Annotated in this window: 20 protein-coding genes; 10 read left to right on the top strand and 10 right to left on the bottom strand. The window is 69.1% G+C overall.

Annotated features, from left to right (window positions below; all coding sequences use genetic code 11):
• The coding region (locus DM816_RS29330) for a glycosyltransferase (protein ID WP_117213626.1) at positions 1 to 203 on the bottom strand (203 nt) is incomplete at its 3' end.
• A gap of 185 nt (positions 204 to 388) precedes the next feature.
• On the opposite strand from DM816_RS29330, the gene DM816_RS29325 reads away from it, so the two are divergent.
• Positions 389 to 871: a GtrA family protein gene (locus DM816_RS29325; RefSeq protein WP_162907956.1), complete on the top strand. Its 483-nt coding sequence runs from the start codon at positions 389 to 391 to the stop codon at positions 869 to 871.
• An 88-nt stretch (positions 872 to 959) separates the two neighbouring features.
• Here DM816_RS29325 and DM816_RS29320 read toward each other — a convergent pair whose 3' ends face one another.
• On the bottom strand, positions 960 to 3380 hold the full coding sequence (locus tag DM816_RS29320; RefSeq protein WP_162907955.1) for a hypothetical protein: 2421 nt from the start codon (positions 3378 to 3380) through the stop codon (positions 960 to 962).
• Positions 3381 to 3591: 211 nt separating this feature from the next.
• Here DM816_RS29320 and DM816_RS29315 point away from each other — a divergent pair, with 211 nt between their 5' ends.
• Positions 3592 to 4494: a methyltransferase domain-containing protein gene (locus DM816_RS29315; RefSeq protein ID WP_162907954.1), complete on the top strand. Its 903-nt coding sequence runs from the start codon at positions 3592 to 3594 to the stop codon at positions 4492 to 4494.
• Positions 4495 to 4648: 154 nt separating this feature from the next.
• Here the strand turns inward: DM816_RS29315 and DM816_RS29310 are convergent, their stop codons facing one another.
• The 5 genes from DM816_RS29310 to DM816_RS29290 all read right to left on the bottom strand — a co-directional run bounded on the left by DM816_RS29310 (position 4649) and on the right by DM816_RS29290 (position 9385).
• Positions 4649 to 5884: an acyl-CoA reductase gene (locus DM816_RS29310; RefSeq protein ID WP_117213622.1), complete on the bottom strand. Its 1236-nt coding sequence runs from the start codon at positions 5882 to 5884 to the stop codon at positions 4649 to 4651.
• A complete protein-coding gene (locus DM816_RS29305; protein ID WP_170318885.1) occupies positions 5881 to 6936 on the bottom strand; it encodes a LuxE/PaaK family acyltransferase in 1056 nt (351 codons plus the stop codon). The genes DM816_RS29310 and DM816_RS29305 overlap by 4 nt, the downstream gene beginning before the upstream one ends.
• A 73-nt stretch (positions 6937 to 7009) precedes the next feature.
• Positions 7010 to 8410, bottom strand: coding sequence for an AMP-binding protein (locus tag DM816_RS29300; RefSeq protein ID WP_211588906.1), 1401 nt, complete (start codon positions 8408 to 8410; stop codon positions 7010 to 7012).
• Positions 8407 to 9156 carry an SDR family NAD(P)-dependent oxidoreductase gene (locus tag DM816_RS29295; RefSeq protein WP_246002400.1) on the bottom strand — a complete coding sequence of 250 codons (750 nt, stop codon included), beginning with the start codon at positions 9154 to 9156 and terminating at the stop codon, positions 8407 to 8409. Before DM816_RS29295 ends, DM816_RS29300 begins: the two co-directional genes overlap by 4 nt.
• A complete protein-coding gene (locus DM816_RS29290) occupies positions 9140 to 9385 on the bottom strand; it encodes an acyl carrier protein (protein WP_117213627.1) in 246 nt (81 codons plus the stop codon). Before DM816_RS29290 ends, DM816_RS29295 begins: the two co-directional genes overlap by 17 nt.
• 110 nt (positions 9386 to 9495) lie before the next feature.
• On the opposite strand from DM816_RS29290, the gene DM816_RS29285 reads away from it, so the two are divergent.
• Positions 9496 to 10041 (top strand): GNAT family N-acetyltransferase, encoded by a 546-nt coding sequence (locus DM816_RS29285; RefSeq protein WP_117213618.1) that lies wholly within the window; start codon positions 9496 to 9498, stop codon positions 10039 to 10041.
• Here the strand turns inward: DM816_RS29285 and DM816_RS29280 are convergent.
• Positions 9993 to 11372 (bottom strand): hypothetical protein, encoded by a 1380-nt coding sequence (locus DM816_RS29280; protein WP_162907953.1) that lies wholly within the window; start codon positions 11370 to 11372, stop codon positions 9993 to 9995. The two genes, DM816_RS29285 and DM816_RS29280, sit on opposite strands and share 49 nt — an antisense overlap.
• Positions 11323 to 12738, bottom strand: a complete 1416-nt coding sequence (locus DM816_RS29275; protein ID WP_117213616.1) for a hypothetical protein — start codon at positions 12736 to 12738, stop codon at positions 11323 to 11325. Before DM816_RS29275 ends, DM816_RS29280 begins: the two co-directional genes overlap by 50 nt.
• A gap of 19 nt (positions 12739 to 12757) precedes the next feature.
• Between DM816_RS29275 and DM816_RS29270 the strand changes: the two genes are divergently transcribed.
• Positions 12758 to 12934, top strand: coding sequence for a hypothetical protein (locus DM816_RS29270; protein ID WP_246002398.1), 177 nt, complete (start codon positions 12758 to 12760; stop codon positions 12932 to 12934).
• Here DM816_RS29270 and DM816_RS29265 read toward each other — a convergent pair.
• On the bottom strand, positions 12924 to 13985 hold the full coding sequence (locus DM816_RS29265; RefSeq protein ID WP_117213614.1) for a DUF3866 family protein: 1062 nt from the start codon (positions 13983 to 13985) through the stop codon (positions 12924 to 12926). The genes DM816_RS29270 and DM816_RS29265 overlap by 11 nt on opposite strands.
• A 55-nt stretch (positions 13986 to 14040) precedes the next feature.
• Between DM816_RS29265 and DM816_RS29260 the strand changes: the two genes are divergently transcribed.
• The 6 genes from DM816_RS29260 to DM816_RS45545 all read left to right on the top strand — a co-directional run.
• Positions 14041 to 15033, top strand: a complete 993-nt coding sequence (locus DM816_RS29260; protein WP_117213613.1) for a helix-turn-helix transcriptional regulator — start codon at positions 14041 to 14043, stop codon at positions 15031 to 15033.
• Positions 15034 to 15103: 70 nt separating this feature from the next.
• A complete protein-coding gene (locus tag DM816_RS29255) occupies positions 15104 to 16045 on the top strand; it encodes a helix-turn-helix transcriptional regulator (RefSeq protein WP_170318884.1) in 942 nt (313 codons plus the stop codon).
• Between the two features lie 13 nt (positions 16046 to 16058).
• The gene (locus DM816_RS29250; RefSeq protein WP_117213611.1) at positions 16059 to 16331 is read left to right on the top strand and encodes a hypothetical protein; all 273 of its coding nucleotides are present in this window, start codon (positions 16059 to 16061) and stop codon (positions 16329 to 16331) included.
• A gap of 111 nt (positions 16332 to 16442) precedes the next feature.
• Positions 16443 to 17642, top strand: coding sequence for a nucleotide sugar dehydrogenase (locus DM816_RS29245; RefSeq protein WP_117213610.1), 1200 nt, complete (start codon positions 16443 to 16445; stop codon positions 17640 to 17642).
• A complete protein-coding gene (locus tag DM816_RS29240; protein ID WP_117213609.1) occupies positions 17639 to 18406 on the top strand; it encodes a glycosyltransferase family 2 protein in 768 nt (255 codons plus the stop codon). The genes DM816_RS29245 and DM816_RS29240 overlap by 4 nt, the downstream gene beginning before the upstream one ends.
• The coding region (locus DM816_RS45545) for a GDP-mannose 4,6-dehydratase (protein WP_342768766.1) at positions 18307 to 18572 on the top strand (266 nt) is incomplete at its 3' end. The genes DM816_RS29240 and DM816_RS45545, both read left to right, overlap by 100 nt.

Below are 18572 nucleotides of genomic sequence, written 5' to 3'. Positions count from 1 at the left end.
CGGGCGAGCCGGATGGCGCGCACCGGGCCGGAGCGCTTGGCCAGGGAGTCGGCGACCTCCCAGGTGTTGTCGGGGCTGCCGTCCACCACAAGGATGATCTCGTATGCCGTGGTCGCGTCGGCCATCACCTTGTTGAGCCGCTCGACGAGCGCCGGCAGCATGCCGGCCGACCGGTAACACGGAATGACGACCGAGACGAACAACTCCCAGCTCCTTTGTCGCGGCTCACCGGGGCAACGGCTTGAGATTACACGTGCAGCCGCCCACGAGCATTCGCACCGCTACCCCTTCGCGTTGATCATGAACTTGCGTCCATGTCCGGCGGCGTGTCGCGGCATTAACTTCATGGTCAACACCTGCGGCCGCGGCGGGCCCGTACACTCTGGCTGTGCCTGAAGTGCGTGAGGAGCAGCCGCCCGTGGCCGCATCGCCGTTTCCCAAGACGTTGCAGGCCCTCATCGATGACCGCCGGGTGCGCTATGTGCTCACCGGCGGCGGTTCGGCGGCCGTCAGCTACCTGATCTTTTCGGTGACCTGGCTGCTCGCCTCGCAGTGGCTGCACTATCTGGTCGTCGCGGTCTGGACCAACCTGGCCACGGCCGTGGTGATGTATCCGGTCTACCGGCGGCTGGTGTTCAAGGCGACCGGTCCGTGGCTGGCCGGATTCTTCCGGTTCTACACCGTGTTCATCAGCGGTCTCGTCGCGGGACTGGTGGGACTGCCGCTGCTGATCGAGGTGGTGGGCGTGCCGGTGCTGCTGGCCCAGATGATCATGACGGTGGCGGTGCCCCTCATCAGCTATCAGGTGTATCGCCTGTGGGCCTTCCGTCATCGTCCACATGAGACGGCCGACGGGGACGTTAACCCGTGATCTCGTAGACGGCGTTCTTCGCGCTGCGGAAGGGCAGCATCGCCGGTGGGTCTTCCGTCATCGTCCACATGAGACGGCCGACCGGAGGCTAACCCGTGATCTCGTAGACGGCGCTCTTCCCGCTGCGGAAGCGCAGCGTGGCATGGCGCTCGATGTCGGTGGAGAACGGGGCGGTCTCGTCGACGAACAGCCACCTGACGCCGAACTCGTCGCGCAGCCTGCCGATGGTCTGCGCCGACGGCGACAGGAACGCGGCGTCGTTGGCGGCGAGCTTGGCCTGATCCCAGTAGGTCACGTAGGCCAGGTCTTCGTGCCGGCGCCGCGACTCCACGTGGGTGCGGGCGGTGAAGCCCCAGCCCTCGATGAGCACCCTGCGCTCGGTGAACGCGGCGATGTGGAAGTGCCGGTTGTCGCACAGCTCGGGCTTTGTGCCCGGATAGTGCAGGCAGTGCGCGTTGGTGGCCACGAGATCATCGGAGTCGGAGTGGTCGCGCAGCCAACGGCCCGCGTCGCGTGAGCCCTCCGCCATGGTGGGGGGAATCATCAGGACGTTGCGCCAGTAGGTCGAGCGCGCGGTGCGGGCTGCGTCGAGCAGGTGATCGGCCGTGCTGAACAACCCGAACCCGGCCAGTACCGCCACAATGAGCGGGAAGCTGATGGCGCGCACGGCGGCCGAGCGCTTGCGCGCGATGAACACGCCCGCGATGAACAGGCCGGCCGCCGCGGCCACGAGCAGGTATGGGTAGACCAGCTGCCACGCCAGCCACTTGTAGTCGCGGATCGCGCCCGGATCCGCCGTGCCGAACAAGACCGTCGGCACCTCGTTGGGCACGACGTAGCGCACGGCCCGCATCACGATGAGTCCAAATAGGACGGCCGAACCGAGCATGGCCGCCGTCTGCCAGGTCAGCTTCTTCACATAGGTGAATGACGCCAGGCCCACCACCGCGGCGAGGCCCAGATAGGGCCGCGCGGAGTTGAGGAACCAGCCCTCGGCGCCGCCCTCGTGGCCAAGCAGCATGATCGCGGCCATGCCGGCCAGGCCGATGCCGATCAGCATCACGGTCGCGGGCTCCAGCAGGGAGCGGCGGCGGAACAGGCCGGCGATGCCGAACCAGATCGCCGCCCAGCACGCCACCGTGATCAGCGCGATGAGCAGCAGGCGCCACAGCGGCACGTCGTCGCCCGTGGCGAAGCCCGTGGTGTAGGCGTTGCCCGAGATGCGGGTCATGTTGAGCGGCTTGAGCTGCAGGCCCTGCGAGGCGCCGCCGAACAGCACGAACTGCGCATAGAGCAGGCACACCAGGGTGATGGAGAAGGCCGCGACGGCCGCCTTGTTGAGGCCGCGCCGCATCAGCAGGCCGACCGCGATGACGAGCATCAGCGCGGCGCACAGGATCGGCAGGAACGTGGCCTTGGCGCCCATCACCGCGACCAGCATGAGGCTCAGCAACGCCCACCGGCCGCGGGTCGAGGCGCCGCGCAGCAGGTCGGTCAGCACGAGGACCACGAGCGCGAACAGGGCGACCCCGAAGGTCTGGGTGGGGCTGGTCCACATCACGACGCGGAAGTTGGAGCCGTCGTCGACCGGGCTCGTGGCGAACGTGGAGAACCATCCGTGCAGCGGCCACGGGTACGGGTTGGGGGCGAGCACGAAGAAGGTCATCACTCCGGCGACCGGGCCGGTCCACCACAGCCCGGTGAGCTTGCGTGCGATGGCGGCCACGAGCACGAGGAAGGTCGCCAGGAACGGCAGCAGCGACAGGCGCAGCAGGAGCACCTGCGGCTCGATTCCGGTGGCCCAGCTGGTCGCGGCCATCTCGGAGTAGACGAACCAGTGGTAGAGCAGGGGCTCTTCGGGCAGCCACGGCGAGGTCAGCGGCATGTGGTGCTTGGCCTCGCCGATGATCGCCAGATGGAACGGCGAGTCGGCGTCGGGCGCGGCGAAGTACGGCCACACCAGCCCATGCGTGCGGAAAAACCGCGTGCAGCTCCAGTAGACGATCACCATGAAGATGCCGGCGACCGACCACGCGAACCACGGCGGGGTCCGGTCCTCCGGGCGGGACGAGCCGCGCCAGAACCGGCGAAGCCCCGGCACTGCCGCGAACGCCGCGACGATGGCGACCGGCCACACCCACACCAGCCACGGCGCACCGATCCACCGCGACGGGATGTACAGCAGGGTCTCCAGCGCGTAACCCAGCGCCGTGCCGGCCGCGACGTCGAAGACGAACGCGCCCGAGCGCCGCTGCAAAGCCCGCCACACGAGCGTGCCGGGCAGGCTCACACCCAGCGCGATGTAGGCGATGAACGTCAGCGTGGTGCCGAATGGTACGGCGTAGTAGTGCAGCGCGACGATGGTCACCAGGCACACGCCCACCGCCGGTATCCACCCGGACCGGATGATCGGCCTCAGCCGGCCGCGCAGGGACGCGTCATCCCGGCCGGCCGGGTCCGGCGGGCCCGCGGGTGCACTGGGCGAGGGCCCGACGACCACTGAGCTCATGACCACCGACCACGGCTGGGCTGAGAATCCGCCTGGTTCTGCAAGATCCATCGTCCTTCGAACACCTGTCGGGTCCCTGGTGAATCCGACCTTTTGGCTTTTACGCCGACGGCAGTTTACAAGGTGTGCGGTTTCGGGCCGGTCCCGTGTCCGGCAAATGCGCGGTCTACACTTCTCACGCGAAGCAGCAGCCGGAAGAGACGGAGGCGCGATGAGCGCGACAGCAGACGCCAGGTCCGGGCTGAGCGGAGCCGCCGCGACCGCGCGGGGATCCCGTTTCGCCAAGATTGAGGCGGCGCTTTCGTGCCCGGAGTGCCGGGGCAAGCTCGACGACGACCTGGCGTGTGTCGCTTGTGGAGCGTCGGGCCAGCGGCGCGGGCAGCAGTTGCGCTTCGGCGGCTTCGAGGAGTCGGAGCTGCGGTCCGACCCGCTCAACCGGATCAAGGAGACGGTCAAGCGCCGGTTCAGCCGGGTCTACCCGCTGGCGATCAGTGCGCTCTCGCCCGTGCTGTCGGTGAACTTCGTCAAGCCGTTCCTGCGCAGCTTCGATCTCGACCGGGAGCTGGTGGCCGACCTGGGCTCGGGCACGCACCGGCGCGATCCGCGCCTGGTGTGCATCGACGGTGGCGCCTACGACGAGGTGGACATCGTCACGGATCTGCGCAGGCTGCCGTTGGCCGACGGGTCGCTGGCGGGCGCGATGAGCATCGCGGTGCTGGAGCATGTCACCGACCCGGCCGAGCACATCGCCGAGATGCACCGCGTGCTTGCGCCGGGCGGGCGGGTCATGGCCTTTGTGCCGTTCATGCAGCCGTTCCACGCCTCGCCCTACGACTATCAGCGCTACACCAAGGTCGGCCTGGCGGAGCAATTCCCCGGCTTCGAGGTGCTCAGCGTGAAGGTGGGCGCCGGGCCGACCTCCGCCCTGGTGTGGGTGCTGCAGGAGTGGCTGGCGATGACGCTGTCGTTCGGCAGCGAGAAGCTCTACCGCGCGCTGGTCCCGCTCACCTGGATCCTGTCCCCGCTCAAGCTGCTCGACCTGCTGCTGGTGCATCACCCATCGGCGTCGGTCATCGCCAGCGGCTTCGTGATCGAGGCCCGCAAAATCGGCTGAGCGCCGGTGGTCATAACCTAAATCAATGTTCGGCGTCGTGCCGAGGCATGAGCTCCATGATCAACCGACCGCGGCGACGCGGCGTCGAGCATGAAATTTCGGAAACGACCCGGCGCCGGACATGGACCTAAGCTCATGATCAGCCGGAAAGGGGTCAGCCGGGCCAGATTGTGGTTTGGCGGGTGAACTCTCGTAGGAGGTCGAAGCCGTCCCACACGCTGGCGAAGGTGAGCGCCGAGCCGAACGGCACGATGCGGTCCACCCCCCGCCCGGCGAGCGCGGTGACGAACTCGTCCAGCTGGGCCGCGGTGAAGCCGAACTGGCTGAACGTCTGGTCCTTGCGCCGCACCAGCGGCACCAGCTCCGCGAGCGAGCCGACGGTCGCGTGGCAGATGGTGCCCGCGCCCAGCCAGTCGCGCTGCATCCGCACCGGCTCGGCGAGCTCGACCTCGGCGACCGCGTTGCCCGCGAACCGCACCCGCGTGGCCGCGCCCTCGGCGGCCAAACCGTATGTCGCCACGTGCTTTTCGACCGCCATGGCGGCGTCGACCCGCCAGCCGCGGGCCGCGACGGCGTCGCCGAGCAGGCCCATGAACTCCTCCCGCGCCAATTCGGCGCCGACGGAAGCCCCGACCCAGAACAGCACCCGCGGCGACGAGCACGCGGCCTGGTCGAACCAGTACACGTCGTTGGCGAACCCGTCGACCGCCCTGCGCTTGGCCTCCGCCGACGCCTCGTGCCAGGCGTCGACCGCGACCGCCGCGAACGACGACCGGTCGGGGAACGTCAGATCGCGCGAAAGCGGTGCGAGCGGATGGCGCCGGATGTCGGTGACCGACCGGTCGCCGCCCCAGATCACCCGCAGATCGCACGCCAGCGACAGCGCGGCGGTCACGGCGTCGTCGCGTTCGTAGCCGACCATCCGCTGAGTCTGCGCGATCGCCGGATGCGCCTCGGCCAGCGTGGCGTTGAGCGCGTCGATGACCGTCTCGGCCGCACCCGCGGAACGGTTGGACACCCGCACGATGTTGGCATTGCCCGACAGCGCCGACAGCGCCCACGAGTACACGAAGATGGTGTCCACATTGGCCGGTGGGAAGTGCAGAACCAATCCCCTTGGCAGGTACCGGTTTCCGCTCGCGCCGTCGTGCAGCCGCTCGATCGCCTTGGCGATCTCGCCGCGCCGCAGGAAGAATCCGAGCGAGCCGAGCTCGGGGAAGCGCCGGGCCGTCTCGGGCCGCAGCAGCCGCCGCGAGAAGCTGGCGAGGAAGTCGCGCACCCGTTCGTCGCCGACCACCAGACGCCCGCCCTCGGGCTCGCGCGTCACGTCGGCCAGCAGGTCGTCGACGGTGCAGTCGGGCCCCTGCGGGAATCGTGCCTTCAGCTTCATGCCTGACCCCCGCTGAACGTGTCGCTGCAACCCCGGGCCTCGGCGCGCGGCAGCCGGCCCAGGATGGAGAACCGCTTGCCGGGCCAGTCGCCGTCGTCGATGCCGTGCACCACGCCCAAATCCTCGGTGAGCAAGGCGTGCCCCGGGTATGACTCCGGCAGCGTGCTGACCACCTCGACCAGTCCCGGCTTGCCGGGCGGAAGCTCTTGCCACGTCTCGGGGTCGCGGATGATGACGTCGGCGAAGTCGGGACAGTACAGCGAATTGCCTTGCGGCCCTTCGAGATAGACGACCCCGATCTGCTCGACCATCCCATAGAAGTTGTGAATCCGGGTCAGCCCGGTGTGGTTGGCGAACGCCTGACGGAACGCTGCGTTGTCCACCGACTGGTCGATGAGCTTCTTCCACCCGCCCGAATGGATCAGAACACCGTTCGACAAATCGAGCTTGTGTTCGCGGGCGACCTCGTACAGATAAAGCCACACCATGAACGTGAAGCCGAAGATGAGAAACGGCTGCCCGCCATGCTTGGCCAGAAACCCTTTGATGGCCTCGACATCGGGCTTTTCCTGCGGGTCGAGTGCCCACACGTGGTCGCGGCCGAAGTTCATCATGCCCAGCACGCCCGCGCCCCGGGCGCTGAACGACTTGCGGTCCTTGATGACCGCAGGCGTGTCGGCGATGAGCATGGGCAACCGCTGCCGCCCGATGGCGGCCTGGATGGTGCGCGACAGCATGCGCGTCTGCGCCGCGGCCGCCTCCTTGTCCAGGAAGATGCGGCTCACGTCGCCGGTCGTGCCCGAGGATGTGAGTACCTTGAACACCGACTCGTCGGGGATGCTCTTGAGCACTTGCGTCTTGAACAGCCGCACCGGAAGCCACGGCAGGTCGGCCACCGAGCGGTAGTCGCGGTCGGGCCCGTGCCCGGTCGCCGACAGGATGCGCGCGTAGGCCTCGCCGTTGCGCCGGTGGTGCTCGGTCAGCCGGGCCAGCTCCGGCAGCAGCCGCTCCTGCTTGTCCGCCTGGGAAAGCGTGAACACCCCGTCAACCACGGTCGTCACCATGGCCTCCCTTCGCTGCGCTCCGCGAGGCATGCCTGTCGAGTCACTCGGGGCAAGCCCTCGCTCATGCCGCCTTCTCCAAGCTCTTGTAGTCGATTTTGCCGCTGGGCAGCAGCGGGAGCCGGTCGATGGCGCGCACGTCGAAACCGGTCCAGTGCAGGTTGAGCCGCTCGGCGAGCTCCGAGGCGATCGCGTGCCCGGCCCCCTCGCTCGCGCCCTCGACCCAGATCACGACCTTGTCGTCGCCGCTGACGGCGGCCACAGGCCCGTGCGCGCGCAGCAACTTCTCCACGTCGTCGAGGTTGAGCCGCACGCCGAACACCTTGCCGAACCGCTTGAGCCGGCCGGTGATGAAGAGAAAACCCTCTTCGTCCTGGTACCCGAGGTCGCCGGTCACCAGCACGCCACCCTGCTCGTCGCCTCGGGTCAGATCGGCGGCCCGCTCGGCGTAGCCCATCATGACGTTGGGCCCTCGATAGACCACCTCACCGGTCACCCCGGCCGCGCCGGTCTCGGTGCCGTCCTCCAGGCGCACGGTCAACCGCCCGCCCGGGATCGCGGGGCCCACGGAGCCCAGCTTGTCGGGCAGCCGGTCCGATGGCAGCGTGGTCATCCGCGGCCCGGCCTCAGTCTGCCCGTACATCACGAACATCTGGCCGGACACACCGGTCATGCGGTTGTGGAAGTCGGTGATGAGCTCGGCCCGCAGCCGCCCGCCCGCCTGGGTCAGCGTGCGCAGCTTGGGGTATTTGGCCGGGTCGAAGCGCAGCCGCTTGAGCATCTCGTATTGGTAGGGCACGGCCGCCAGCGACGTCGCCTCGAACCGCTCGATCATCTGCCAGAACGGCCGCTCCAGCAGGCTGTGCGGCTGCACGATGACGGCGGCCCCGGCGATCAGGTGGCTGTTGAGCACCGACATGCCGTAGCTGTAGAACAGCGACAGGTTGGTCGGCGCGGTCTCGCCGGGCCCGATCGACAGCGCCTCGGCGATGGACCGCGCGTTGGCCTCGACGGCCGAACGGGACAGCCGCACGAACTTCGGGTCGCCGGTCGAGCCCGACGTGGCCAGCAGCACGCCCAACTCCGGATGGGGCGTAACGGTTTCGCCGATGCGCTCCCACACCGGGCCGAGCGCTGTGTCGTCGAGCGCGCGATAACCGGCCGCGGCCGCGCCGTCCGGCGCTCCCGTGACCACCGCGGGCTCGAACCGCGCGATCAGTTCGAGCAGCGACTCGGCGGGCAGCTCGGGATCGAGCAGGGCCACGGGCCGGTGCGCCTCCCAGGCACCCAGATAGCGCACGACAGCCGCGACATCGGTGGGGAAGCGGGCGAACACCACCCCGGATCGCTTGCCGGACAACGCATCAGCGGCACGCGCGACCGCGGCGGCCAGGTCGTCGCCGGCGAGCACGCGCCCGTCGAGCGCGTCAATCAACCGGGCTCCGCGATTGATGAGCGCCATCAGATGACCAGCCCTCCGTCGACCGCGATCACCTGACCCGTCACGAACCGCGCGGAGCTCGACAGCAGGAACGCGACCACGTCGGCGACGTCTTCGGGCTCACCGAGCCGGCCCAGCGCGGTGGACGCGACCCGCTCCTGCCGCCCCGCCTCGTCCAATGTGGACAGCATGTCGGTGGCGACGAACCCCGGCGCGACCGCGTTGACCCGGATGCCATTGGGGCCAAGCTCTTTTGCCGCCGCACGGGCCAGGCCCGCCACGGCGGCCTTGGACGCGCCGTAGACGACCTGCCCCGGCGCGCCGGTCGTGCCCATGACCGAGGAGAGCAGCACCACGGCCGGGTCGGTGCCCCGGCGCAGCAGCTTGACCGCGCCCTGCAGGGTGTGCGTGGCCCCGACCGCGTTGACCGCGAACAGGTTGGCCACGCTCGCGTCGCTCATCATGCCCAGCAGCCCGGCCTCGTGCACCCCGGCGTTGGCCACGAGCGCGTCGAGCCGGCGGTGCCGCTCGAAGATCTGGCGGAAGATGGCCTTGATGTCGGCGGGCTCGGCCACGTCACCGTGCACGGGCAGCACGTCTGTCCCGAATTGCGTGGTCAGCTCCTTGGCCGCCTCATCGGCGGCCCCCTGCGCGCGCCCGTGCAGCACGAGGCTGTAGCCGTCGGCCGCGAGCCGCCGCGCGACGGCCCGGCCGATCCCGCGCGAGGAACCGGTGACCAGAGCGACCCGCGCCTCACCCGGCAAAGTCAACACCCTGCTTCTGCAGAATCTCCCGTGCCTTGCCGAACGAGCTCATGTCGATCACGTCGTCGGTATCGATCATCACGCCGAACTCGTCTTCCAGCGTCGCGACCAGCGACATGTGCGCCAGCGAGTCCCACTTCTCGATGCCCCGGTATTCGAGGGCGTCGACGTCGAAGTCGCTGGAGAGGTCCAGAGCCGTCCGGAACGACGTGCGGAGACGATCGATATTACTCATGCGAGCGCGAGTCCTCTTCGAATGTCAACGTGACGGGCGCAGAGCCTGTCTGGGCGGGGCTAGTGTACCGTCGGCCACGATTTTGACGGAGCTTAGGGGGTTGGCGGGCAATGCCTCTCGTCGCGGCCGAGCAGGAGCATGTCGAGTCGATTCGGCGCTGGCGCAACCATCCGCAGGTGCGCGGGACCGCGATATACACCAAGTTCATCCCCGAGGACATGCATCGTGCCTGGTGGGAGAGTGTTTCGGCGGACCCGGCCCGGCACGTGATGATTTACCTGCGCGACGGTGTCCCGGCCGGCGCGGTCACCTTCACCGACCACGACCCCGAGGACGGCTCGGTGGAGTGGGGCTTCTTCCTCGACGTCGACGGCCTGCAGGAGCGCGGCGACCTGCTGGCCGCCTGGATGGAGCTGGAGAAGGAGGCCATCGCCTACAGCTTCGATGTGATGAAGGTTACCCGGCTGGGCGGGCGCACGCTGGCGCGCAACAAGCCGGTGCTCGCGCTGCATCGCCGGTTCGGCTTCGTGGAGGTACCGGACAAGAGCTACACGACCGAGGTCGACGGCGTCCTGGAGCAGGTGATCTGGACGGAGATGACCGCCGATCAGCGGCGCACCGCGTCGCAGGGCAGGACAACGGCCCAGCGGGTGTAGACCTTCGCCGTTTCCCGGCTCGGGTCGGCGCACTGTGACCGCGCGTCCTGCAGCGCGTCCGACCACTTTGGACCCTTGGCCCGCGGCCCGTCGGTGCGCAGGTTGACCACGAGCACCACAGCCATGAACGTCAGGAACACCACTGTGGCCGTGTGTAGCGGCTTGGCTCCGGGTTTGGGGCGCATCAGCGCGGCCAGCGCGGCGATGAGCAGGAGCGCGGGTGCGGTCAGGTACCGATGGGCGGAGCAGCCCAGCGCCATGATGGACGTCGACCACAGCGCGACGCTGAACCCGCCCGCGACGATGGCCAGGGCCCACGCCGGGCGGGCGACGCGCACGGCCGCGTAGACGACGGCGGCGACCATCACCCACGACGCGAGCACGAGCAGCCGGTGTTCGTTGTGGTGGTGCACGACGAACTCCGGGCACAGCCGCTCGACGGAATCGTCGAAGGACCACTTCTCGCCCAGCACACCGACGGGCACGACCCGGGTCATGTACTCGTACACGGCCCACACCGGGTCGGTGTAGCGCGGCTCGCCCAGGCCCGCGCGGCTGGCGTAGCCCAGGGCCTGCCCGCCGAACTGGACCGCGATCCCGGTGCCCAGGGCCGCGGCGACGCCCCAGCCGAGCCTCGATGGGCGCATGATCAACCGCGCGACGACCAGGGGTATGAACACCAACGCCAGCGGGCTGGTGAGCCCGGCCACCGCGACCACAACGAGCGCGACCACACGGCCCGTGCGCGTGGCCGGAGCCCACAACAGGGTCCAGAAAAGTCCGTACAGCAAAGGGAATTGGAGGGTGGCCACATTGTTTTCCACCCATCCGATGCCCGCCGGGGCGAAAGCCACCGGGACGGCCACGGCCAGCCGGAACACCGTGTGCTCGAAGTAGGCGCCGCTGATGGTGTAGACCAGCAGGGCCAGCGACGTGGTGACCAGGGCGGCGAGGATCGACAGCACGGCCGGGGCGATCTCCAGCGGCACCAGCACGGCGATCTCGGCCAGCAGGCGCGGCAGCACGTGCCAGTAGCCGTTGAACGGCGTCGTGATGGCGTCGATCGGCGATTTGGTCAGCGCGTCGTGCAGGAAGTTCTGCCCGTCCTCGGCCCAGATGGAGTTGAGCGCGCCGGGCCCGCGGGTGCGCGACACCGCCAGTGCCGTGCCGGCGAGGAGGGCGAGCACGGCCGGCACGACCCTGCGGCGCGTGATGGGCCGCTGCGCCGCGGGCACGAACAGCTCCAAGCCGCGCAGGCGGTCGAGCCGGCCACGTGCCTCGTCAGCGGGCATAGTCGACTGCGGTGGCGTCGACAGCTGCAGGTTGCTCACTGCTCTCCTCGTCGGGCTTGGGTCGGTTCAGTAGGTGGTGCAGGGCCAGCGCGGCCATCACGCTGACGATCGGCAGGGCCGGCAGTCCATAGCGTGCCTCATACATCCCGACGAGCACCGAAGGCACGATGATCGCCGCGGCGACGAGGGCCAGCATGACCGCATCGCGCACCTCGGGGCCGCGCCTGCGCACCACCAAAGCGGCCAGGGTGAGCAGGAACGCCAGCGTCGTGAGCGCCGGCGGCAGCCAGCGCAGCCCGACCGAATAGGCGTGCAGCGCGCGGGTCAGCCCGGTGGCGGCGGGAGCGCGTGCCGAGTCGGCGACCGGCGCGGCCCACGTCTGCTGCGCCAGGCCCGGCTTGCACGACGTGGGCACGTCTTCTCCGCGCACGGTGTCTGGCATGTCGTACCGCCCGCGCAGGCACACGTGCTCCGGCCCGACCACCACGCCGGGGATGAAGTGCGGGGCCAGTTCGAGCGCGACCGTTGCCGCGTAGTCACCGGGCTGCGCGCGGATGGCCTTCATCGCGAAGTCGCGCAGAATCTGGCTGTCGGTGAGCGGGACCGTGGTCGCGGGCCCGTTCCAGCCGTACCAGTCGGCGCGGTCGTGCCGTTGGCCCAGCGGCTCCTCGGGACACAGCCGCGCCTCCTGCGGCGTCAGCTCCAGGCGCGAGCAGTCGACGAACCCCGCGACGCGCGAATACATGGCGCGGTTGGCCGTGCTCGGCCCGTACGCCGAGGGCCGCTCGCCGATCCAGATGAGCACCGCCGCATAGGGAATCACGAATGCCGCAACGAACGCGACGACCCGCGCCCACCCGACCCGGCGCAGGATCAGATATCCGGCCAGGATCACGGTCACGGCCATCGTGCTCGGCCGGGTGAACCACGACATCATGATGACCAGCCCGGCAATGCCGCACGCCACCACGTTGGGCACGCGCTGCCACAGCAGCAACAGCACCCCGGCCACCGCGAGCACGGTGAACAGTGTCTCGCTGAGCAGATAGTGCTCCAGCGTGAGCTGCAGCGGATCGAACAGCACCGGCACCGCGGCCGCGCACGCCAGCCAGCGCGGCAGCCCACGCCGCACGAGCAGCGCGTAGACGGCCACGCCCAGCAGCAGTCCGGCCAGGTGTTGCGCGGCCGCCACGACGGTGAACGAGCCGAAGAACTCGAACACCTTGAGCGCCATGATGTAGCCCAGCCCGCCGGTGTTGTACGGGTCCAGCGGCTTGGCGGCCTTCTCCACGAAGCTGCCGCTGTCGCCGTAGAACCAGAACGCGGGCGGATAGGCCACCATGACCAGCACACGCAGCACCAGTGCCGCCAGGACGAGCAGGATGATGCCGCGATGCCGATTCACGAGCAGTATGTTAGCCACTATGACGGACCCCGAGCGGCCGCCCGCCGACAACTGGATTCAGCGGCGGCGCGACAAGATCTACGAGGAGATCCAGCGCAATCGCCGCGGTGAATATCTGGTGCCCACGTGGGTCCTGACGGCCATCCTGCTCTTGATCGTCGGCGGCTTCGTCGCCCTGCTGATCTTCACGCCGTGAGCAGCGACGCGGCGTGGCGACCCGCCACCGCCGCCGCGAGAAAATAGACGGGATCGTCGTCCAGGTCGCGGCCCATCGTGGACAGCTGGGCGGGCGACTTGCGCAGCGCGTCCTCCAGCCCGTCGGTGCGGACCGTGACGAGTCGATGCCGGTCCGCCAACGGCCGCAGCGCGTCCAATGTGGACTTGCGGAGCCCGGCGGGCACCGCGATGTCGGCCGGAAGCAGCGCCACCTGCCCATAGGCGGTCAGGCTGTGATGCGACACGCCGCGGTGCCGGGGTCGCGGGTCGGCATCCGACAGGCGCAGCGAACCGACGGGACGGCCGCCGAGCGTGGCCGCGGCGTTGACCGACTCACCCACCGAAACCCCTGAAAATCCCCATGTGGTACCGGTGCCGAGGTTGCCCGGCCCCTGGGAGACCACGGTGAGGTCGGCCCCCAGCACGTGCCGCGCGGCCAACAGTCCACTGTGGACGTTCACCGCCTCCAGATCGCCGCCCCATGCCTGCCCCGCCGTGACGACCCCCACCAGCTCGTCGGCCAGCGCGTCCAGCGTGCGCGACAGCCCGGCCGGCAGCGCGCCGCCATCGGTCATGACGTAGGCCACCTTCGCGCCGGGCGCGTCGGCGTGGATGGCCGCGAGGATCGCCGGGAGTGCGGAGTGTAAGTCGGCGGTGACAACGGGCATTCCGGCGAGGTGGGTCGCCCGCTCCATGATGGGCCGCGCGGGCGAGGCCTCCTCGTCGACCGCCAGCCGGATCGTCTGCAGTGGACTGTATCGAGCCTTGACGATGTGCCCGTTGGGCCGTCCGTGGTCGGGCGGGAGCCGGTCGGGGATCGCGACCACGAACGCCATCCCGCCGGTGCCCAGCCCGAGTTCGAGCGCGTTCGTGTTGAGCAGCACCCGGTCGCCCACGACCGGCTCGCCCACCAGATCTGGGTAGGCGATGGCCGGTACCGCATCAATATCTTGTATGGAGACCTCAAGCTGCACGGCGCCGCGCCATTCGCGGACCCGGCGGGTGACGAAGCCTTCCCTCCACTGGATCATTTAGTCACCCTATTCGGTTACCACCTCAAGCGCCTGCGCTGCTAGCGTGGCTGCTGTGTCGCGCAGCCGAACCGAACGCCTGGTCAATCTGGTTATCTGCTTGCTGTCCACACGCCGTTACCTGACCGCGGCGCAGATCGCCGCGACCGTGCCCGGCTACGAGCACGACCCCGACGACCCCAAGGAGCACGAGGCCTTTCAGCGCAAGTTCGAGCGAGACAAGGCCGAGCTGCGCGCGCTCGGCGTGCCGCTGGAGACCGGCACCGCAAGCATTTTCGACACCGAGCCCGGCTATCGCATCGCCCACCGTGACTACGCCCTGCCCCCGATCCTGCTGGAGCCCAGCGAGGCAGCCGCGATCGGCGTGGCCGCACGGCTGTGGCGGCACGCGGGCATGGCCGCCGCGGCGTCGTCCGGTCTGGCCAAGCTGCGCGCGGGCGGGCTGGAGCTCGACCCCGACGCGACCCTGGGCGTGGAGCCGGTCATCGCGGTCGACGCCGCGTTCGAGCCACTGACCGCGGCCGCGCGGCTGCGCCGCCACGTGACGTTCGGCTACCGCGTGCCCGAGGAAGACAACGCCCGCACGCGGCGGCTGCAGCCGTGGGGCGTGGTGTGCTGGCGCGGCAAGTGGTATGTGGTGGGTCACGACATCGACCGCGACGCCGCCCGTTGTTTCCGCCTATCGCGCATCACGACCACCGTGCGCGCCTACGGGCCCGAAAACTCGTTCACCCCACCGCGCGACCTCGATCTGATCGATCACGTGGCCCGCCGCACCGGCCCGGTCGAGCGCACCAGTGTGGCCAAAGTCCTTGTGCGCCATGGGCGTGCGGCGGGTGTCCGGCGGTGGGCGCAGAGCGTGGGCACGGCCGTCGAGGGCGACATCGTCGAGCTGCGCTATGCGTGCCCGGAAAGCTTCGCCCGTTGGCTCGTCGGCTACGGCGCCGACGTCACCGTGCTGGAGCCCGACGAGGTGCGCAAGTGTGTCATCGCGCGGCTGGAGGAGGTCGCGGCCGGCTCGTCATCACTGGTGGGTGTGGCGGCATGACCGAGCGCTCGCGCGAGGTCCGGCTCTATGTCAGGGCGGCACTTTCGAGCGACAGCGAGGAAGTGGCGGCGTGACAGTGTCGGCGGGGGACCGGCTGGCCAGGTTGCTCAACCTCGTGCCCTATCTGCTGGCCCGCCCCGGGATCCGGTTGTCGGAGGCGGCGTCCGATCTGGGTGTCACCGAGGATCAGCTGCGCGACGACCTGGAGCTGCTGTGGGTGTGCGGGCTGCCCGGCTACGGGCCCGGCGACCTGATCGACATGTCGTTCGACGGCGACCGGGTGACCGTGACCTATGACGCGGGCATCGACCGCCCTCTGCGCCTGACCCCCGACGAGGCCACGGCGCTGGTCGTGGCACTGCGCATGCTGCTGGAGACGCCCGGGGTGTCCGATCGCGACACCATCGAGCGGGCGCTGGCCAAAATCGAGCAGGCGGCCGTCGTCGACAGCACGCCACCGATCGCCGTGCGGCTGCCAGGCGACGAGGACCGGCTGGCCACCCTGCGGGCCGCCATCACCCGGGGGCGGGCGCTGCGCATCGGTTACTACTCGGCGGCCCGCGACGTCACTTCCGACCGGGTGGTCGACCCGATGCGGCTGCTGTCGGTGTCCGGGCGGTCCTATCTGGAGGCCTGGTGCCGGCAGGCGCAGGGCGTGCGGATGTTCCGGGTCGACCGGATCGACGCGCTCGTGGAGCTCGACGAGCCCGCCGCGCCGCCGCCCGGCGCGGTCGGCGCCGATCTGAGCGAGGGCGTGTTCCAGCCCGATCCGCGATCCCCGCTGATCACGCTGCGGGTGGGCCGCGGCAGCCGCTGGATCACCGAGTACTACCCGTGCGAGCGTGTCACCCGGTCGGGTGATGAATGGCTGGTCGCGATGCGTGTGCACGATATGGACTGGGCACGCCGGTTCGTGCTGGGGCTCGGGCCCGATGTTTCGGTCGTCGCCCCCGGGGAACTCGCCGATGTTGTGCGGGAGAGTGCGCGCTCGGCGTTGGCCAATTACGACTGACTAGGCTGGGGCCGTGGTTGTCTGGATCGTCGCCGGCGTCATCGTGTTCGCGGCACTGGTCTATCTCGTGCTCGTCCTGCGCGCGCTGCGCAAGCGGGTGGCCGTGCTGCAGGCCGAGCAGGGCGGGTTGCGCGCGGCCGTGGCCCGCGCGCAGGAGCTGGCCCAAGTGGCACAAGGTTTGCAGGCGCACGCCGATTCCCTGCGGGTGCGCGCCGAACTGGCCCAGGAGCACATTGCGGGCGCCAAGCTGACCCGCGAGCACATTAGGGGCATGCGGGGCAAATGACCTCGCAGCATAGCCTTGCGGCGCGATTCACGCGGACATGTAGCCTAAGCGTCACGTCTGGGAATCCTGGACATGGGACGGTCGTACAGGAGTTTGGGGAGCACACTCGCTATGAACATTGATGGACAAACCCGCGACGTCGTGATCATCGGGGGTTGCGGGCGTGTGGGGCTTCCGTTGGGCATCGCGCTCGCCGAGCGCGGCCTGACGGTGACGCTCTACGACATCAACCAGGCCGCGGTGGACGTGGTCAACCAGGGCCGGCTCCCGTTCCAGGAGGACGGCGCGCAGCGGCCGCTGCAGGAGACCACCGCCGACGGCCGGCTCGTGGCGACCACCGACCCGGCGAGCGTCGGCACATCCGAAAACATCATCGTCATTGTGGGCACACCCGTCGATGAGCACCTCAACCCCAACATCGGCGCGGTCCCGCAGGCCATCGAGCGCTGCGCCGATCACCTGCGGCACGGCCAGTTGATCATCCTGCGCAGCACGGTCCACCCCGGAGTCACGGCGCTCACCGAGCGCATGCTCGCCCGGCGCGGCCTGCAGATCGACGTCGCGTTCTGCCCCGAGCGCATCGCCGAGGGCAAGGCGATGGTCGAGCTGTTCAGCCTGCCGCAGATCGTTGCCGCCCGCACCGACGAGGCCGCCGACCGGGCCGAGAAGGTGTTCCGCAACCTCACCGACCAGATCGTGCGCCTGCAGCCGGAAGAGGCGGAGCTGGCCAAGCTGTTCACCAACACATGGCGTTACATCAAGTTCGCGGCGGCCAACCAGTTCTGGATGATGGCCAACGACGCCGGCCTTGACTTCGAGCGCATCCGCCACGCGATCGCCTTCGACTACCCGCGCGCGGCCGACATCCCCGGCCCCGGGTTCGCGGCGGGGCCGTGCCTGTTCAAGGACACGATGCAGCTGGCCGCGTTCAACAAGAACAACTTCGTGCTCGGCCACTCGGCGATGCTCATCAACGAGGGCCTCCCGCTTTATCTGGTGTCCCGGCTTGAGGCCGAATACGACCTGTCCGAGCTCACCGTGGGCATCCTGGGCATGGCGTTCAAGGGTGGCAGCGACGACCCGCGGGAGAGCCTCTCGTACAAGCTGCGCAAGATTCTCACGCTGAAGACCAAGGAGACGCTGTGCAACGACCCTTACGTGGTCGATGACCGGTTCCTGCCGCTTGGCGAGGTGATCGAGCGCTCCGACCTGCTCGTGGTGGCTGCGCCCCACCCGGAATACCGCGATCTGGCCACCGAAAAGCCGGTCGCCGACATGTGGGGCATCACCGGGCGGGGAATGCGGATATGAGCCCGCAGGTGTCCGTGGTCATCCCCGTCTACAACGAGGGGGAGGGCATCATCGCGTGCCTGGAGCGCATCCTGCGCGAGGTGCGGCTGTCGGCGGAAGTGCTTGTGGTTTATGACATGCCGGAGGACACGACGGTCCCGTTCGCCGAAAAGGTCGCGGCCAACGACCCGCGCGTGCGCCCGGTGCTCAACACCTACGGCAAGGGCCCGGCCAACGCCATCCGCTTCGGCATCGATGTCGCGCGGGCACCCATCGCGGTCGTGACGATGGCCGACGGATCCGACGACCCACGACAGATCGATGAGCTTGCCAGGCTGGTGGACCGGGGCGTGGTGGTCGCGGCGGCCTCGCGCTACATGCCCGGCGGGCAGCAGGTGGGCGGGCCGCGGTTCAAGGGCCTGCTCTCCCGCGTGGCGGGGCGGTCGCTGCGCTTGCTCGCCCGCGTGGGCACCCGCGACGCGACCAACAGCTTCAAGGCGTACAACACGGAGTGGGTGCGGCAGGTGGGCATCGAGAGCCGCACGGGTTTCTCGATCGGCCTGGAACTGACCGCCAAGGCCCACCGGATGCGCCGCCCGGTGGCGGAGATCCCCACCATCTGGCTCGACCGCACGCTCGGCGAGTCCCGCTTCGACCTCGTCGGGTTCGTGCCCGCCTACTTGAAGTGGTATCGGTTCGCCTTCGGGCGCAGGCTCACCGTCGAACAGGTGAAGAAACTCAGCAACAACTCGGACGAAAATCCCAGGGAGAAGATCGGAAAGTGACAAAGGTACTCATTACCGGGTCGGCGGGCTTCATCGGCGGCTACGTCGTCGAAGACATGCTCAAGCGCGGTTATCAGGTGGTCGGCCTCGACAACTACTCGAAGTACGGGCCCGTGGCCAAGAGCTACGACAAGGACCCGAACTACCGGTTCGTGGAGGGTGACGC

It is taken from the genome of Allorhizocola rhizosphaerae (genome assembly GCF_003426775.1).
In the GTDB taxonomy this organism is placed as follows: Bacteria; Actinomycetota; Actinomycetes; order Mycobacteriales; family Micromonosporaceae; genus Allorhizocola; species Allorhizocola rhizosphaerae.
This window is presented reverse-complemented; position numbering and strand designations above follow the sequence as displayed.

What these genes read in the sequence shown, in the direction of transcription:
- DM816_RS29270 (WP_246002398.1), top strand. Translation starts at nt 12,758, where the DNA reads ATGACGGACCCCGAGCGGCCGCCCGCCGACAACTGGATTCAGCGGCGG.
- DM816_RS29315 (WP_162907954.1), top strand. Translation starts at nt 3,592, where the DNA reads ATGAGCGCGACAGCAGACGCCAGGTCCGGGCTGAGCGGAGCCGCCGCG.
- DM816_RS29240 (WP_117213609.1), top strand. Translation starts at nt 17,639, where the DNA reads ATGAGCCCGCAGGTGTCCGTGGTCATCCCCGTCTACAACGAGGGGGAG.
- DM816_RS29320 (WP_162907955.1), bottom strand. Translation starts at nt 3,380, where the DNA reads ATGAGCTCAGTGGTCGTCGGGCCCTCGCCCAGTGCACCCGCGGGCCCG.
- DM816_RS29310 (WP_117213622.1), bottom strand. Translation starts at nt 5,884, where the DNA reads ATGAAGCTGAAGGCACGATTCCCGCAGGGGCCCGACTGCACCGTCGAC.
- DM816_RS29285 (WP_117213618.1), top strand. Translation starts at nt 9,496, where the DNA reads ATGCCTCTCGTCGCGGCCGAGCAGGAGCATGTCGAGTCGATTCGGCGC.
- DM816_RS29290 (WP_117213627.1), bottom strand. Translation starts at nt 9,385, where the DNA reads ATGAGTAATATCGATCGTCTCCGCACGTCGTTCCGGACGGCTCTGGAC.
- DM816_RS29265 (WP_117213614.1), bottom strand. Translation starts at nt 13,985, where the DNA reads ATGATCCAGTGGAGGGAAGGCTTCGTCACCCGCCGGGTCCGCGAATGG.
- DM816_RS29245 (WP_117213610.1), top strand. Translation starts at nt 16,443, where the DNA reads ATGAACATTGATGGACAAACCCGCGACGTCGTGATCATCGGGGGTTGC.